At 71.8% G+C, this 15,562-nt stretch carries 16 protein-coding genes and 1 tRNA gene; 12 read left to right on the forward strand and 5 right to left on the reverse strand.

Features of this window, described 5'->3' with window-relative positions:
- Positions 1-5: 5 nt before the first annotated feature.
- Complete coding sequence (locus OUY22_RS01060; RefSeq protein ID WP_270152760.1) at positions 6-1,184, reverse strand: MFS transporter; 1,179 nt, start codon at positions 1,182-1,184, stop codon at positions 6-8.
- Between the two features lie 39 nt (positions 1,185-1,223).
- Positions 1,224-1,721: a MarR family winged helix-turn-helix transcriptional regulator gene (locus OUY22_RS01065; RefSeq protein WP_270152762.1), complete on the reverse strand. Its 498-nt coding sequence runs from the start codon at positions 1,719-1,721 to the stop codon at positions 1,224-1,226.
- Positions 1,722-1,789: 68 nt separating this feature from the next.
- On the opposite strand from OUY22_RS01065, the gene OUY22_RS01070 reads away from it, so the two are divergent.
- Positions 1,790-2,548 (forward strand): trans-aconitate 2-methyltransferase, encoded by a 759-nt coding sequence (locus tag OUY22_RS01070; RefSeq protein WP_270152764.1) that lies wholly within the window; start codon positions 1,790-1,792, stop codon positions 2,546-2,548.
- Here OUY22_RS01070 and OUY22_RS36830 read toward each other — a convergent pair whose 3' ends face one another.
- The 3 genes from OUY22_RS36830 to OUY22_RS01085 are packed head-to-tail and all read right to left on the reverse strand — an operon-like array spanning position 2,549 to position 5,003.
- Entirely contained in the window at positions 2,549-3,067 is a 519-nt protein-coding gene (locus OUY22_RS36830) for a hypothetical protein (protein ID WP_408638085.1), read from the reverse strand.
- 6 nt (positions 3,068-3,073) lie between these two features.
- Positions 3,074-4,021: a TetR/AcrR family transcriptional regulator gene (locus tag OUY22_RS01080; protein ID WP_270152765.1), complete on the reverse strand. Its 948-nt coding sequence runs from the start codon at positions 4,019-4,021 to the stop codon at positions 3,074-3,076.
- Between the two features lie 43 nt (positions 4,022-4,064).
- Positions 4,065-5,003, reverse strand: coding sequence for an acyl-CoA desaturase (locus tag OUY22_RS01085; RefSeq protein WP_270152767.1), 939 nt, complete (start codon positions 5,001-5,003; stop codon positions 4,065-4,067).
- Positions 5,004-5,194: 191 nt separating this feature from the next.
- Here OUY22_RS01085 and OUY22_RS01090 point away from each other — a divergent pair.
- From OUY22_RS01090 to OUY22_RS01140, 11 genes are all read left to right on the forward strand, one after another.
- Positions 5,195-5,266 (forward strand) — tRNA-Gln (locus tag OUY22_RS01090).
- Between the two features lie 124 nt (positions 5,267-5,390).
- Positions 5,391-6,842, forward strand: a complete 1,452-nt coding sequence (gene glmU, locus OUY22_RS01095) for a bifunctional UDP-N-acetylglucosamine diphosphorylase/glucosamine-1-phosphate N-acetyltransferase GlmU (RefSeq protein ID WP_270152769.1) — start codon at positions 5,391-5,393, stop codon at positions 6,840-6,842.
- Positions 6,839-7,816, forward strand: coding sequence for a ribose-phosphate diphosphokinase (locus tag OUY22_RS01100; protein WP_270152771.1), 978 nt, complete (start codon positions 6,839-6,841; stop codon positions 7,814-7,816). The genes glmU and OUY22_RS01100 overlap by 4 nt, the downstream gene beginning before the upstream one ends.
- 179 nt (positions 7,817-7,995) lie before the next feature.
- Positions 7,996-8,622 carry a 50S ribosomal protein L25/general stress protein Ctc gene (locus tag OUY22_RS01105; protein ID WP_270152772.1) on the forward strand — a complete coding sequence of 209 codons (627 nt, stop codon included), beginning with the start codon at positions 7,996-7,998 and terminating at the stop codon, positions 8,620-8,622.
- 57 nt (positions 8,623-8,679) lie between these two features.
- Positions 8,680-9,264 (forward strand): aminoacyl-tRNA hydrolase, encoded by a 585-nt coding sequence (gene pth, locus OUY22_RS01110; RefSeq protein WP_270152773.1) that lies wholly within the window; start codon positions 8,680-8,682, stop codon positions 9,262-9,264.
- Between the two features lie 91 nt (positions 9,265-9,355).
- A complete protein-coding gene (locus tag OUY22_RS01115) occupies positions 9,356-10,825 on the forward strand; it encodes a sugar transferase (protein ID WP_408638086.1) in 1,470 nt (489 codons plus the stop codon).
- Positions 10,825-11,628, forward strand: coding sequence for a 3'(2'),5'-bisphosphate nucleotidase CysQ (locus OUY22_RS01120; protein ID WP_270152774.1), 804 nt, complete (start codon positions 10,825-10,827; stop codon positions 11,626-11,628). The genes OUY22_RS01115 and OUY22_RS01120 overlap by 1 nt, the downstream gene beginning before the upstream one ends.
- A 20-nt stretch (positions 11,629-11,648) precedes the next feature.
- Entirely contained in the window at positions 11,649-12,563 is a 915-nt protein-coding gene (cysD, locus tag OUY22_RS01125) for a sulfate adenylyltransferase subunit CysD (RefSeq protein ID WP_270152775.1), read from the forward strand.
- Positions 12,563-13,825 carry a sulfate adenylyltransferase subunit CysN gene (gene cysN / locus OUY22_RS01130; RefSeq protein WP_270152776.1) on the forward strand — a complete coding sequence of 421 codons (1,263 nt, stop codon included), beginning with the start codon at positions 12,563-12,565 and terminating at the stop codon, positions 13,823-13,825. The genes cysD and cysN overlap by 1 nt, the downstream gene beginning before the upstream one ends.
- Before the next feature lie 142 nt (positions 13,826-13,967).
- Positions 13,968-14,858, forward strand: a complete 891-nt coding sequence (locus OUY22_RS01135; protein ID WP_270152777.1) for a sulfotransferase family protein — start codon at positions 13,968-13,970, stop codon at positions 14,856-14,858.
- Positions 14,855-15,562, forward strand: a 708-nt coding sequence (locus OUY22_RS01140; protein ID WP_270152778.1) for a glycosyltransferase family 2 protein, incomplete at its 3' end; no start/stop codon positions are given. The genes OUY22_RS01135 and OUY22_RS01140, both read left to right, overlap by 4 nt.

Below are 15,562 nucleotides of genomic sequence, written 5' to 3' on the forward strand. Positions count from 1 at the left end.
GCGCGTCAGCGGGGGAAGGCGTGGCGGCGGGCGAGGGCGACGGTGACGAGGGCGGCGGCCAGGAGCGGGAGCGCGGTCCACGGCAGGGCAGCGGCGCCCGAAGCGTCCAGGACGAGACCGCCGGCGAAGGAGCCCGCCGCGATCCCCAGGTTGTAGACGGTGGTCTGCATGGAGGTGGCGACGTCGGCGTTGGCCGCGCCGGTGGCGTTGATCAGGGCGGTCTGCAGGAGGGTGGGGATGCCGCCGAAGGCCACGCCCCACAGGATCGCGCCTCCCAGCAGGGCGGCGGGGTGGCCGGTGAGCCCGAGCAGCGTCATCGTGACGGCGACCAGGGCGAGCGCGGTCAGCAGGGCGCGACGCGGGTGGCGGTCGATGACGACGCCGGTGGCCCAGACCCCGGCGACCGTGGACAGGCCGAAGACCAGCAGCGTCACGCCCGTCCAGGCGGGCCCGGCGAGCGGCGCGAGGTAGGTGTACACGGCATGGTGGGCCAGGATGACGACCACGGTGACGGCCAGGGCGGTGCGGGCGCCGGGCAGCGTGGCGACGCGGCGCAGCGGGGTCCGTGACGCGGGCGGTTCTGGGGCCAGGGCGGGGGCCTGCCACCGTACGACGAGGGCGAGGAGCCCGGCGAGCAGGGCGAGCGCCGCGAAGGCGGCCCGCCAGCCGGTCGCGGCGGCCACGGCGGCGCCGGCGGGGAGCCCCGCGCAGAGGGCGAGGGTGATGCCCGCGGAGACGACGGCGATGGCCCGGCCGCGCCGCTCCGGGGGGACCGTCCGGGCGGCGTACCCGACGAGCATGGCCCAGAGCGTGCCGCCCATCACCCCGGCCAGCACCCGGGCGGCGAAGGTCAGCGGGTAGGCCGACGACACCGCGGTCACCAGGTTGAGCAGGGCGAACCCGCACAGCACGGCGACCAGCACGGGCCGCCTGGGCAGGCCGCGCACCGCGGCGGTGACGGGGATCGCGGTGAGGAAGCCGGTCACCGCGAACCCGGTGACCAGGAAGCCGATCCGGGCCTCGGACACGCCGAGGTCCGCGCTCATCGCGGGCAGCAGTCCGGCGGGCAGCAGTTCGGTGGTGACGGCGGTGAAGGCGGCGGCGGACAGCGCGAGCAGCGCGGGCCAGGGCAGCGCGGGCGCGGGCCGCGAGCCGGGCACGGTGGGGGAGGTCTGCGCGGACATGCGGCCATGGTGAAACCTTCACATCAGTGTGAAGGCAAGTCAGGTGTCGAAGGGCGCCAGCATCGTGCGCAACAGCCCCGCCAGGGCGCGCTGCTGGTCGGCGTCCAGGCTGCCTAGCAGCGTGTGCTCGCGCCTGATCAGGTCGGTGAACGCGGCGTCCACGCGGGCCAGCCCGGTGTCCGTCAGGGAGACCAGGACGCCGCGCCGGTCCTCGGGGTCGGGGCGGCGCCGCACCAGGCCCGCCTGGGTGAGGCGGTCGATGCGGTTGGTCATGGTGCCGGAGGTGACCAGGGTGGCGCGCAGCAGCGCGCCGGGGCTCAGTTCGTACGGCGGGCCGGTCCGCCGCAGGGCGGTCAGCACGTCGAACTCCCAGGGCTCCAGCCCGTGCTCGGCGAACGCGGCCCGCCGGGCCCGGTCGAGGTGCTTGGCCAGGCGGGAGATCCGCGAGAGCACCTGCAGCGGCTCGACGTCCAGATCGGGTCGCTCCGCCCGCCACGCCGCGACGAGCCGGTCGACCTCGTCCTGCGCTTCCGTCATGGTCCCGAGTGTACTGTCTTGACATCGAGATAAATAGCTCGATATCAATTATCTTTATGTCAAGAGATATGTGGGACCCTGACGTGTACGCCCGGTACGGGGACGAGCGATCGCGGCCCTTCTTCGAACTCCTGGCCAGAGTAAAGGCCGAGCGGCCCGCGTACGTCGTGGACGCCGGATGCGGCAGCGGCGAGCTGACCGCCACGCTGGCCGCGCGCTGGCCCGAGGCGGAGGTGCTGGGGTTCGACTCCTCGCGCGCCATGATCTCCAAGGCGCGGGAGCGGGGCGGCGAGGTCGCGTTCACCGTCGCCGACGTGACCACCTGGCACACTGACCGGCCGATCGACGTGCTCGTCTCCAACGCCGTGCTCCAGTGGGTGCCGGAGCACCGGGCCGTCATCGAGCGGTGGGTGGACGCGCTGAGCCCCGGAGGCTGGCTCGCCTTCCAGGTGCCCGGCAACCACGACGCCCCGAGCCACGCGGCCATCCGCGAGCTGTGCGCGTCCCCCGCCTGGGCCGACCGGCTCGGCGACCACGACCGGGGCAGGCCCGCCGGCGACCCCGTCGAGTACCTGGACCTGCTGAGCGGGCTCGGCTGCCGGGTGGACGCCTGGGAGACCACGTACGTGCACGTGCTGGAGGGCGAGGACCCGGTGCTCGGCTGGGTGCGCGGCACCGCGCTGCGGCCCGTGCTCGACCGGCTGGACGAGGACGAGCGCGAGCGGTTCACGGCCGAGCTGGCCGGACCGCTGGCCCGGGCCTACCCGGCCGCTCCGTACGGGACGCCGTTCCCGTTCCGCCGCGTCTTCGCCGTGGCGCGACGATGATCACGGGCCTGCACCACGTCCAGCTCGCCGCGCCGCCCGGCGCCGAGCCCGAGCTGCGCGCCTTCTACGCCGAGCTGCTCGGCCTGCGCGAGCGCCCCGCGCGCCGACGTCGAGCCGGGCACCGCCGGCCACACCGTCCTGACCTACCTGGCCGGTCAGGTGGCGGCCCTGCTCTCCCAGGACCACGGTGGCGATCCTGGCCGGCTCCTCGATCGGCTTGAGCCCGCTCTTGGTGCGCAGCAGCAGGCCGGTGGCCATGCGCCGTTTCAGGCCCGCGATCCGTACGCGGAAGAACTCGTCCAGGTTGCCGCCGAAGACGGCCAGGAAGCGGACCCGCTCCAGCAGCGGAGCGACGGGTCCTCCGCGGCTCCAGCACCCGCTTGTTGAACCGGAGCCAGCTCTCCTCGCGGTTGAGGAACCGCTCCTGCGGGAGCGGCAGGTCGTTGTCGGAGTGGACCGGCTCGACGGACATACCTGGAATATGCCCGCCGGGTTCGAACGGAACGTCACCCGTCCCACCAGGACTTATTCCGAGGGCTCGGCCTGCTCCAGCCGGGCCGCGCGCTCGGCCAGCCGGGCCTCGCGCTGGCGCAGCCGCTCCTCACGCTCGCGGACCTTCTCGGCCTCCCTGAGCACCCTCTCGCGTTCCTTCTCGGCCTCCTTGAGCTGCCGCTCGCGCTCCTTCAGCTCGCGCAGCCTGGCCTTCTCGGCCTCCTTCAGCTCGCGCTGGCGGGCCTTCTCGGCTTCCTTGAGCTCCTTCTCGCGCGCCTTCTCCAGCTCGCGCAGCTCCTTGTCGTTGACCCACTCGCCGGGCCGCGGCCTGGCCGCCTGCGCCTGCTGGCGCGTGGTGAGCGAGAGGGCGGGCTGCGGGTCGAGCCCGGTCAGGCCGTTCCAGGCCAGGTTGACCAGGTGGGCGGCGACCTCCTCGCGGGCCGGCTTGCGCGCGTCCAGCCACCACTGGCCGGTCAGCGCCACCATGCCGACGAGCATCTGGGCGTACATCGGCGCCAGCTTCGGGTCGTAGTCGCGCCCGGCGAACTCGTCGGCCAGGACGTCCTCGACCTGGCTGGCGATCTCGCTGATGAGGCTGGCGAACGTGCCGGTGCCGGAGGCCGCGTGGGAGTCGCGGACCAGGATGCGGAAGCCCTCGCTGCTCTCCTCGATGTAGCGCAGCAGCGCCAGGGCGGCGCGCTCCAGCTTCACCAGGGCATGGCTGGCGGCGAGCGCCTCGGTGATCATCGCCAGGAGCCTCTGCATCTCCCGGTCGACGACCACGGCGTAGACGCCCTCCTTGCCGCCGAAGTGCTCGTAGACCACCGGCTTGGACACCTGGGCCGTCGCGGCGATCTCCTCGATGGAGGTCCCGTCGAACCCTTTCTCGGCGAACAGCGTGCGGCTGATCGAGATCAGTTGCTCTCTGCGCTCTCTGCCGGTCATGCGCCTGCGCGATCGGGATTCGGTCACAGGTTCCATAATGGCGGTGGCAGACGAACCGCCGGCCACCGCAGCCGAAATATCAGGCAATCCGCTTCGCCGCCAGCCTCTCGGGCGACGGCCAGCGGACGTCGTGCACCCAGCCCAGCTTCTCGAACAGCCGGATGATGCCGGCGCTGATGTCGATCTGGCCCTTCAGCACGCCGTGCCTGGCGCAGGTCGGGTCGGAGTGGTGCAGGTTGTGCCAGGATTCGCCGAAGGACGGGATGGCCAGCCACCAGACGTTGCGCGACTTGTCGCGGACCTCGAAGGCCTCGTCGCCGAACACGTGGCAGATCGAGTTGATCGACCAGGTGACGTGGTGCAGCAGGCCGATGCGGACCAGCGAGCCCCAGAAGAACGCGGTCAGCGCGCCCTGCCAGGACCAGGTGACCAGGCCGCCGATGACCGCGGGCAGCAGGATCGAGGTGAGGGCCAGCGCCGGGAACCACTTGTGCAACTTCATCACGTCCGGGTCCTTGCACAGGTCCGGGGCGTACTTCTCGCGGTTGGTGCGCTCGGCGTCGAACAGCCAGCCCATGTGGGCGTAGAGCAGGCCCTTGGACATCGACCTGAAGCCGGGGCCGAAGCGCCAGGGGGAGTGCGGGTCGCCCTCCTTGTCGGAGAACTTGTGGTGCTTGCGGTGGGTGGCCACCCAGTCGAGCACGGACATCTCCAGCGAGAGGCTGCCGGCGACACCAAGAGCGATCTTGAGCGGCCGCTTGGCCTTGAAGGAGCCGTGCGTGAAGTAGCGGTGCAGGCCGACGGTGACGCCGAGCCCGGAGACCACGTAGAAGACGGCCGCGATGACGATGTCGGTCCAGCCGAGCCCCCAGCCCCAGGCGAAGGGCACCGCGGCCGCGATCGCGACGAGGGGGAGCCCGACGACGAGGCCGAAGGTCACGAGTTCGGCTCTGGTGCGGGGCTCGGGTTCGAATTCGGGCTTCGGTCCTGGGGTTGATCGCTCGGCGAGAACGGTCATGGGCTACCTCTCATGATGATCGGGGGAGGAATGTCCTCGGCTACGCCACCGTAACCTACGCCTTCGTAAGTTAGGAAGAGGGGCATGCCGCCGGGTTGGTCTCTGCCCGGGCACGCGGACGCTATTCGGGGAGCGCGTTCGGGCGCGGGGTCGGTATCGTAGGGATGTCAGCCGCGTTGCCGTCTGATCGATCCCGGATCGTCTAATTGGCAGGACAAGTGGTTTTGGTCCACTTTGTAGGGGTTCGAGTCCTCTTCCGGGAGCTGTGCCGCCGATCCCCGATAGGGTCCGCTCACAGCGGGCAGGTATTCTCACGGTGTCGGGGGGATGGCCGTGCGGTAGCCGCGCTTCGCCCCAGATCAGCCGATCCACAGGGAGCCTGAGTCCGTGAGTGTGCCGCGCCCGGCAGCAGTCGTCGTCCTCGCCGCGGGCGAGGGCACCCGGATGAAGAGCCAGACCCCCAAGGTCCTGCACGAATTGTGCGGCCGGGCCCTGGTCGACCACATGCTCGCCGCGGCCCGCGACCTCGGCCCCGAGCGGCTCGTCGTCGTCATCGGCCACGCGCTGGAGCGCGTCGGCGCCCACCTGGCCAGGACCAGCCCCGACGCCCGCGCCGTCGTCCAGCGCGAGCAGCGCGGCACCGGCCACGCCGTCCGCACCGTCCTGGAGGAGGTCGGCGCGATCTCCGGCACGGTCCTCGTCACGTACGGGGACGTCCCGCTGCTGCGCACCGAGACCATGGCCGAGCTGCTGCGGCGGCACGAGTCCGACGGCAACGCGGTCACCGTGCTCACCGCCGAGGTCCCCGACCCGACCGGCTACGGCCGCATCGTGCGCGCCGCCGGCGGCGCCGTCATGGAGATCGTCGAGGAGAAGGACGCGAGCCCCGAGCAGCGCGCGATCAAGGAGATGAACTCCGGCATCTACGCCTTCGACGGCGACCTGCTGGCCGACGCCGTCAAGCGCGTCTCCACCGACAACGCGCAGGGCGAGGAGTACCTCACCGACGTGCTGTCCATCCTGCGCGCCGACGGCCACCGCGTCGGCGCCCACGTCGCCGCCGACCACAACGAGGTCGAGGGCGTCAACGACCGCGTCCAGCTCGCCTTCGCCCGCCAGGTGCTCAACCGGCGGCTGCTGGAGCGCCACATGCGCGCCGGCGTCACCGTCGTCGACCCCGCCACGACCTGGGTCGACGTGGACGTCGTGATCGAGGCCGACGCCGTCGTCCACCCGGGCACCCAGCTCCACGGCCGCACCGTCATCGAGACCGGCGCCGAGGTCGGCCCCGCGACCACGCTGACCGACACCCGGGTCGGCCCCGGCGCCGTCGTCCGCAACACCGTCGCCGACCAGGCCGAGATCGGCCCGGAGGCAAGCGTGGGCCCCTACTGCTACCTGCGCCCCGGCACCGTGCTCGGCCGGGGGGCCAAGGCCGGCACCTTCGTCGAGATGAAGAACACCACGGTCGGCGAGGGCTCCAAGGTGCCCCACCTGACCTACGCCGGCGACGCCGACATCGGCGCCGGCGCCAACATCGGCGCCGCCGTGGTCTTCGTCAACTACGACGGCGTCGAGAAGAACCGCACCACCGTCGGCGACGGCGCCTTCGTGGGCTGCGACACCATGCTCATCGCCCCGGTGACGATCGGCGACGGCGCCTACACGGCGGCCGGCTCCGTCATCGACGGCGATGTGCCCCCCGGCGCGATCGGGGTGGCCAGAGCGCGACAGCGCAACATCGAGAAATGGGTCTTGCGCAGGCGCGCGGGCACGAAATCGGCCGCCGCCGCCGAGCGGGCGCTGGCCGAGAGGCAACAGCAGGAGAATGGCTCATGACCAGCATCAAACAACCCGGCGAGAAGAACCTCATGCTCTTCTCCGGCCGGGCACATCCGGCGCTGGCCGAGGAGATCGCCGAGCACGTCGGCGTCTCCCTCACCCCCACCAAACTGACCGACTTCGCCAACGGCGAGATCTACGCCCGCTACCTCGAATCCGTACGAGGCTGCGACGCGTTCGTGATCCAGGCTCACACCGAGCCGATCAACCAGTGGATCATGGAGCAGCTCATCATGGTCGACGCGCTCAAGCGGGCCTCCGCCAAGCGCATCACCGTGGTCATGCCGTTCTTCGGCTACGCCAGGCAGGACAAGAAGGGCCGGGGGCGTGAGCCCATCACCGCCCGGCTGATGACCGACCTGTTCAAGACGGCGGGCGCCGACCGGCTGATGTCGATCGACCTGCACACCTCGCAGATCCAGGGCTTCTTCGACGGCCCGGTCGACCACCTCTTCGCCATGCCGGTGCTGGAGAGCCACCTGAAGAACCGGCTCGACCTGGCCAGCACCACCGTGGTCTCGCCCGACACCGGCCGGGTGCGGCTCTCGGAGCGGTGGGCCGACACGCTCGGCACCCCGCTGGCCTTCATCCACAAGCGCCGCGACCTCGACGTGGCCAACTCGGTGAAGGTCAACGAGGTCGTCGGCAAGGTGCGCGGCCGCACCTGCGTGCTGATCGACGACATGATCGACACCGCCGGCACCATCTGCAAGGCCGCCGACGCCCTCTACGAGCAGGGCGCCACCAACGTGATCGTCGCGGCGACCCACGCGGTCTTCTCCGACCCCGCGGTCGACCGGCTGAAGAACTCCCGCATCTCCGAGGTCATCGTCACCAACACGCTCCCGCTGCCGCAGGAGAAGCTGTTCGACAAGCTGACCGTCCTGTCGATCGCGCCGCTCATCGCCCGCGCCATCACGGAGATCTTCACCGACGGCTCGGTCACGAGCCTGTTCGAGGGCGACACCTGACGGGCGAAGCCCGGCAGATGAAGCCGATCCGCAGCTGAGCGAGGACCTCGTCAAGATCTTCCGGGCGAAGTCCGGTGGAACAACGCTGCTAGACTGAGCAAGTTGCGCTCGTAACGCCTTCCGCTAGGGCGGGTGAGGGGGAGCGCAGTAATCCGATCTCTGCATCCCTAGGAGATGTCATGTCCGAAGTCCGCATCGCCGCCGAGCCGCGCACCACGTTCGGCAAGGGCGCCGCTCGCAAGATCCGTCGCGCCGCCAAGGTGCCCGCCGTCCTCTACGGCCACGGCATCGACCCCAAGCACCTCACGCTGCCCGGTCACGAGGTCCTCCTCGCGCTGCGCACCCCCAACGTGCTGATCCGCCTGAAGGGCGACGGCGTGGACGAGCTGGCGCTGCCCAAGGGCGTCCAGCGCGACCCGATCAAGGGCTTCGTCGAGCACGTCGACCTGCTCCTGGTCAAGCGCGGCGAGAAGGTCACGGTCGAGATCCCGGTCACCACGGTCGGCGACGTCAACTCCGAGGGCCTGCTCGACCAGCAGCTGACCACGCTGTCGGTGGAGGCCGAGGCCACCCACATCCCGACCGGCGTCGAGGTCGACGTCGAGGGCCTGGAGGTCGGCTCCTCCATCACCGCCGGTGAGATCGCCCTGCCCAAGGGCACCACCCTGGCCGCCGACCCGGAGGCCGTGGTCATCCAGGTGATCGCCAAGCCGACCGAGGAGCCCACCGCCGAGGAGGAGGAAGCCGCCGCCGAGGGCGAGGCCCCCGCCGCCGAGGGCGAGAGCGCCGAGACCCCCGCCGAGTGACGTCCGGCGACAGGGCGGCCGGCGTCGCCGGCCGCCCTGTCCCGCTTGGAGGAACGCATGGACCGCTGGCTGATCGTCGGGCTCGGCAACCCCGGTCCCGGCTACGCGGGCAACCGGCACAACGCGGGCTTCATGGTGCTCGACGAACTGGCCGCCCGGGCGGGCGCGCGGTTCAAGGCGCACAAGAGCCGCGCCGAGGTGCTGGAGACGCGGGCCGCCGTCCTGGCCAAGCCGCTGACCTTCATGAACCTGTCCGGCGGGCCGGTCAAGGCGCTGGCCGACTTCTACAAGATCGGGCCTGACCGGATCGTCGTCGTGCACGACGAACTCGACGTCCCGTACGGCGCGCTCCGCGCCAAGCTGGGCGGGGGCGACAACGGCCACAACGGGCTCAGGTCGATCACCAAGAGCCTCGGCACCCGCGACTACCTGCGGGTCCGATTCGGCATCGGGCGCCCGCCCGGCCGCATGGACCCCGCCGCCTATGTCCTGAAGGACTTCGCCACGGCCGAGCGCAAGGACCTGCCCTTCCTCGTCGACCGGGCGGCCGACGTGGCCGAGTCGCTGATGGAACGCGGCCTCGAAGCCACGCAAAACGACTTCCATCGGGCGGATCTCAAAATTTCCGGCCCTCCTCGCTGATCGCCGCATAGGGACGTTCACCGGCTGTCGGCACGCACCCACCGCTACGCTCTGGTGACTGTCTGTTGATGTCGGTCACCTGGAGGCGCTCGTGCGAGAGGGACCTCGCGGCGAGGGACAGCTGACCGTCGCCGGAGCCGGCACCCCCGCCGCCTGGCGGACCGGCCCCCGCGTGCCCCCCTGGGTGCGCGCCTGCCAACTGCGCGCCCTGGCCGCCGACCTGCTCGCCGGGGCTCTGGCCGCGACCGCCGCCTTCTGCTTCCGGTTCGGCGACGTCACCGCCTACGCGCTGCCGTACCTGCTGCTGAGCGCGGTGCTGCCCGGGGTCTGGGTGGGCTCGGTCGCGCTCAACCGGGCGTACGAGCCGCGCATGATCGGCGTCGGCTCGGAGGAGTTCCGCACGGTCGTCCGGTGCGGCGTCGGGCTCACCGCCGCCCTGGCCGTCGGCTCGTACCTCACCAAGGCCGACGTCGCCCGCGGTTACGTGGTGCTCGCGCTGCCCCTGGTCACGCTGCTGACGCTGGTGTTCCGGTACGCGCTGCGCCGCCGGCTGTACCGGCGCAGGGCCCGCGGGGCGTGCATGCGGCGGGTGGTGGCCGTGGGCCACGGGCCGTCGATCGACGAGCTGGTGCGGCTGTTCCGGTTCGAGCGCTACCACGGGCTGGACGTCGTGGCGGCCTGCCTGCCCGACGGCGCCTCGCCGGACGACGTGGCGGAGGTGCCCGTGGCCGGCCACTTCAGCGACGTGCCGCTGGTCGTCGACCAGGTGGGGGCCGACACCGTGGCCGTGCTCGCCTGCCCCGAGATGGACGGCACGGCGCTGCGCCGGCTGGCCTGGCGGCTGGAGGCCACCCACACCGAGCTGGTGGTCGCCCCCGCGCTGATGGAGGTGGCCGGGCCGCGCACCACCATCAGGCCCGCCGCCGGGCTGCCGCTGCTGCACGTCGAGCACCCCGAGATGGCCGGCGCCAGGCAGCTCGTCAAGAACGTGTTCGACCGCCTGGTCGCCGCCTCGTTGCTGGTGCTGCTCGCGCCCGTGATGGCCGGGCTGGCGATCGCGGTGCGCGCGACCAGCCCGGGGCCCGCGCTGTTCCGTCAGACGAGGGTCGGGCGCGACGGCGGCCTCTTCACGATCCTGAAGTTCCGCACCATGCGGCGCGGCTCCGAGCGGCAGAAGCTCACGCTGGTGAGCGACGGCGACGGCCCGCTGTTCAAGCTGCGCAACGACCCGCGGGTGACCCCGCTCGGCGCCTACCTGCGCCGCTACTCCCTCGACGAGCTGCCCCAGCTCATCAACGTGCTGTGCGGTCACATGTCGCTGGTGGGGCCCCGGCCGCCGCTGCCCGAGGAGGTCGCCCGCTACGGTGACGACGTGCGCAGGCGGCTGCTCGTCCGGCCGGGGCTCACCGGGCTCTGGCAAGTCAGCGGCCGGTCCGATCTGTCGTGGGAGGAATCCGTCCGGCTCGATCTTCGTTACGTGGAGAACTGGTCGCTCATGCTGGACCTGCAGATCCTGTGGAAGACTTGGTCGGCCGTCGCACGTGGGCAAGGAGCATATTGATGACGAACCGCGACGACCACGCCGTCGCAGCCGACCTGGCGACCGAGGCGGGAGCGCTGCTCCTCGGGGTCCGTGAGCGTGAGGGATTCGGCGACGCCGGCGCACTGCGCGCCAAGGGCGACCGCGCCTCGCACGAGTTCCTGATGGAGGCGCTGGCCCGGGTCCGGCCGGACGACTGCGTACTGTCCGAGGAGGCCACCCGCGAGGAGCGGCTCGATCCGCGCAGGCTACGCGCCGACCGGGTGTGGATCGTCGACCCGCTCGACGGCACCCGCGAGTTCTCCGAGGAGGGCCGCTCCGACTGGGCCGTGCACGTCGCCCTCTGGGAGCGCGACGGGAAGCGCGACGGGAAGCGCGACGGCGAGGAGGGCGGCCGGCTGACCGCCGGCGCGGTGGCCCTGCCCGCGCAGGGGCGCACGCTCACCACGGCCGAGCCGCCCAAGCTGCCCGCCGTCCCCCAGGGCCGCTTCCGCATCGCGGTGAGTCGCACCCGCCCGCCGGAGTTCGTGCAGCGGCTCGCCGAGCTCGTCGGCGCGGATCTGGTGCCCATCGGCTCGGCGGGCGCGAAGATCTCCGCCGTGCTCACCGGGGAGGCCGAGGCCTACGTGCACGCCGGCGGCCAGTACGAGTGGGACTCCGCCGCGCCGGTGGCCGTCGCGCTCGCCGCCGGGGCGCACGCCAGCCGCATCGACGGCTCGCCGCCCGCCTACAACCAAGCCGACCCCTCACTACCCGATATCCTGGTTTCCCTACCCGACTTGGCAAGATCCCTGCTCGACGGGATCCGGGACCTGCACCGCTGAACCGCCGGAGGAACACCCTCATGCTCCAGCGCGACTACACCACGTCGCAGCTCGACGTACTCGAGGCCGAGGCCATCCACATCATGCGTGAGGTGGCGGCCGAATTCGAGCGACCCTGTCTGCTGTTCTCCGGCGGTAAGGACTCGATCGTCATGCTCCGCATCGCGGAGAAGGCGTTCTGGCCGGCCCCCATCCCGTTCCCGCTGATGCACGTCGACACCGGGCACAACTTCGAGGAGGTGATCGAGTTCCGCGACCGGAGGGTCGCCGAGCTCGGCGCCCGCCTCGTGGTGGCCAGCGTGCAGGACGCGATCGACGCCGGGCGGGTGACGGAGGAGACCGGCAGGCGGGCCTCCCGCAACCGGCTCCAGACCGTCCCGCTGCTCGACGCCATCGAGGAGCACGAGTTCGACGCCGTCTTCGGCGGCGCCCGGCGGGACGAGGAGAAGGCCAGGGCCAAGGAGCGGGTGTTCTCCTTCCGCGACGACTTCGGCCAGTGGGACCCGAAGAACCAGCGGCCCGAGCTGTGGAACCTCTACAACGCCAGGATCCGCAAGGGCGAGCACATCCGGGTCTTCCCGCTGTCCAACTGGACCGAGCTCGACGTCTGGGACTACATCCGGCGCGAGGGCATCGAGATTCCCTCGATCTACTTCGCCCACACGCGCAAGGTCTTCGAACGCGACGGCATGCTGCTGCCCGACACCGACGTGGTCCAGCGCGGCGAGGACGAGCCGCTGTTCGAGACCGTGGTGCGCTACCGCACCGTGGGCGACATGACCTGCACGGGCGCCGTCCAGTCCAAGGCCGCCACGGTCGAGGAGATCATCGAGGAGATCGCGGTCACCCGGATCACCGAGCGCGGGGCCACCAGGGCCGACGACCGCGCCTCGGAGGCCGCGATGGAAGACCGCAAGCGAGAGGGCTACTTCTGATGGACATTCTTCGCTTCGCTACCGCCGGGAGCGTCGACGACGGGAAGTCCACCCTGATCGGGCGGCTGCTGTTCGACTCCAAGGCGATCTTCGAAGACCAGCTGGAGGCCGTCGAGCGCACCTCCCGCGACCGCGGCACCGAATACACCGACCTGTCGCTGCTCACCGACGGCCTGCGCGCCGAGCGGGAGCAGGGCATCACGATCGACGTGGCCTACCGCTACTTCGCGACGCCGCGCCGCAAGTTCATCATCGCCGACACGCCCGGCCACATCCAGTACACCCGCAACATGGTGACCGGCGCCTCCACCGCCGACCTGGCGATCGTCCTGATCGACGCCCGCAAGGGCGTGCTGGAGCAGTCGCGCCGCCACGCCTTCCTCACCTCGCTGCTGCGGGTGCCGCACCTCGTCCTCGCGGTCAACAAGATGGACCTGGTCGACTACTCGCAGGAGCGCTTCGACGAGATCCGCGAGGAGTTCACCGCCTTCGCCTCGAAGCTCAACGTGAGCGACCTGACCTTCATCCCCATCTCGGCGCTGCACGGCGACAACGTGGTGTCCCGCTCCGAGAACACGCCCTGGTACCAGGGCTCCTCGCTGCTGCACCACCTGGAGAACGTGCACATCGCCTCCGACCGCAACCTGGTCGACGTGCGCTTCCCCGTCCAGTACGTGATCCGCCCGAAGAAGGCGACCGACCACGCCTTCCACGACTACCGCGGCTACGCCGGCCAGGTGGCGGGGGGCGTGCTCAAGCCGGGCGACGAGGTCGTCCACCTGCCGTCCGGGCTGACCACGAGGATCGCCGCCATCGACACCTTCGACGGGCCGGTGGAGGAGGCGTTCCCGCCCATGTCGGTGACGCTCCGCTTCGAGGACGACCTCGACATCTCGCGCGGCGACATGATCGCCAGGCCCAACAACCAGCCGCAGGCCGCCCAGGACCTGGAGGCGATGATCTGCTGGATGGGGGACGGGACGAAGCTCGGGCCGCGTTCGAAGTTCGCGATCAAGCACACCACCCGCACGGCCCGCGCGCTGGTGCGCGACCTGCAGTACCGGCTGGACGTCAACACGCTCCACCGCGACGAGGAGGCCACCGCGCTGGGGCTCAACGAGATCGGCCGCGTCACGCTGCGGGTCACCCAGCCGCTGTTCGTCGACGACTACGCGCGCAACCGGCTCACCGGCGGGTTCATCCTGATCGACGAGTCCACCAACGGCACGGTGGGCGCCGGCATGATCATCGACGCCCGCTGACCTGCGCCCCGAGCCCGGGTCCCTTCCTGCGAAGGGGCCCGGGTTCTTCGCGTTCAGGTAGATCCTTTGACGTTCCGCGTTCGGCCGGTCACGCTCCGCGTTAGAGTCTCGGGGTTCCGTGCCCCCGATGTGGAGCCCTGCCGTGACCCTGCGCGTGATCTTCCTGGGCGGCCTCGGCCGCAGCGGCACCACCCTGCTCGAACGGCTGCTCGGCGAGCTGCCCGGGGTGACGCCCCTCGGCGAGGTGGTCCATCTGTGGGAGCGGGGGGTGCTCGCCGGTGAGCCGTGCGGCTGCGGGCGGGCGTTCCCTGAGTGCCCGTTCTGGCGGGAGGTGGGCGAGCGGGCCTTCGGCGGATGGACGCGGGCGCTGGCCGGTCGGGTGCTGACGCTGCGCCGCAGGGTCGACCGGACCCGCAGGCTCGGGCGCGCCCACGCCGACCTGCCCGAGTACGTCGAGGTCTACCGCACGCTCTATCAGGCCGCGGCCGACGTCGCGGGGGCGGGTTCGGTGGTCGACTCCAGCAAGCACGCCTCGCTCGCGTACTGCCTGCTCGCAGGCGGGGTGGACCCGCACGTCGTGCAGGTCGTGCGCGAGCCGCGCGCCGTCGCGCACTCCTGGGCGAAGACCGTCGAGCGGCCCGAGGACGGCCGGCCGATGACGCGCTGGGCCCCCGGGCGCACCGCCGTCCACTGGACGGCGCAGAACCTCGCCCTGGAGGCGCTCGCCCGCCGGGGCGCGAAGGTCACCCGGGTCCGCTACGAGGACCTGATCGCGGCGCCGGGCGAGACGCTCGGGGCGCTGGCGGGCGAGCTGGGGCTGCCGCCGTCCGGGCTGCCGTTCCTGGACGGCGCCACCGCCCACCTGACCAGCGCGCACACCGCCTCGGGCAACCCGATGCGGTTCGGCGTCGGGCCGATCGAGCTCTCCCGCGACGACGGCTGGCGGCTCGGGCTGCCGCGCCGCCAGCAGAGCCTGGTCGCCGCCCTGACCTGGCCGCTGCGAGCCCACTACGGGTACGGGAGCGCGGCATGACCCCCTCGGACACCTCGGTGGGGGTGGTGATCCCCACGCGCGGGGACCGGGCGGAGTGGCTGCGGGAGGCCGTGCGGGGGGCGCTGGACCAGGAGCACGTCCGCGACGTGGTGGTGGTCGCCGACGGGGTGGACGCCCTGGCGGTGGCGGACCAGGTGGACGGGCTGCCGGTGCGCGTCCTGCCCAACCGGCTCAGCCCCGGCCTGCCGGGCGCGCGCAACACCGGCATCGCCGCCTGCGCGACCGGCCTGGTCGCCTTCTGCGACGACGACGACGTGTGGCTGCCGGGCAAGCTCGCCGCCCAGGTCGCCGCGATGGGCGCCGGGGCGTGGTTCGCCGGCTGTGGCATCGAGGTGGAGTACGGCGGGCGCGTGGTCCCCCGCACGGCGGGGACCGCGACGGTGACGGCGGCCGACCTGGTGCGGTCGCGGATGGTGATGGTGCACTCCTCGACGTTCCTGTTCCGGCGCGGCGCGATCTGGGTGGACGAGAGCGCGCCCGGCGGCCAGAACGAGGACTGGGACCTCGCCCTGCGCGCCGCCAAGCGCCGGCCCATCGCCTGCGCCGACCGCCCGCTGGTCCGGGTCCGGTGGGGCGGCTCCCACTATGCCGCCCGCTGGGCCGACCGGATCGCCGGGCTGGAGTGGATGCTGGCCCGCCACCCGGAGCTGGCCGAGGACCCGCGTGGGGCCGCCCGCGTCTAC

The organism is Nonomuraea corallina, from assembly GCF_027620315.1.
Lineage (GTDB): Bacteria > Actinomycetota > Actinomycetes > Streptosporangiales > Streptosporangiaceae > Nonomuraea > Nonomuraea corallina.

What these genes read in the sequence shown, in the direction of transcription:
- OUY22_RS01060 (WP_270152760.1), bottom strand. Translation starts at nt 1,184, where the DNA reads ATGTCCGCGCAGACCTCCCCCACCGTGCCCGGCTCGCGGCCCGCGCCC.
- OUY22_RS01065 (WP_270152762.1), bottom strand. Translation starts at nt 1,721, where the DNA reads ATGACGGAAGCGCAGGACGAGGTCGACCGGCTCGTCGCGGCGTGGCGG.
- OUY22_RS01070 (WP_270152764.1), top strand. Translation starts at nt 1,790, where the DNA reads ATGTGGGACCCTGACGTGTACGCCCGGTACGGGGACGAGCGATCGCGG.
- OUY22_RS01080 (WP_270152765.1), bottom strand. Translation starts at nt 4,021, where the DNA reads ATGGAACCTGTGACCGAATCCCGATCGCGCAGGCGCATGACCGGCAGA.
- OUY22_RS01085 (WP_270152767.1), bottom strand. Translation starts at nt 5,003, where the DNA reads ATGACCGTTCTCGCCGAGCGATCAACCCCAGGACCGAAGCCCGAATTC.
- OUY22_RS01100 (WP_270152771.1), top strand. Translation starts at nt 6,839, where the DNA reads ATGACCAGCATCAAACAACCCGGCGAGAAGAACCTCATGCTCTTCTCC.
- OUY22_RS01105 (WP_270152772.1), top strand. Translation starts at nt 7,996, where the DNA reads ATGTCCGAAGTCCGCATCGCCGCCGAGCCGCGCACCACGTTCGGCAAG.
- pth (WP_270152773.1), top strand. Translation starts at nt 8,680, where the DNA reads ATGGACCGCTGGCTGATCGTCGGGCTCGGCAACCCCGGTCCCGGCTAC.
- OUY22_RS01120 (WP_270152774.1), top strand. Translation starts at nt 10,825, where the DNA reads ATGACGAACCGCGACGACCACGCCGTCGCAGCCGACCTGGCGACCGAG.
- cysD (WP_270152775.1), top strand. Translation starts at nt 11,649, where the DNA reads ATGCTCCAGCGCGACTACACCACGTCGCAGCTCGACGTACTCGAGGCC.
- cysN (WP_270152776.1), top strand. Translation starts at nt 12,563, where the DNA reads ATGGACATTCTTCGCTTCGCTACCGCCGGGAGCGTCGACGACGGGAAG.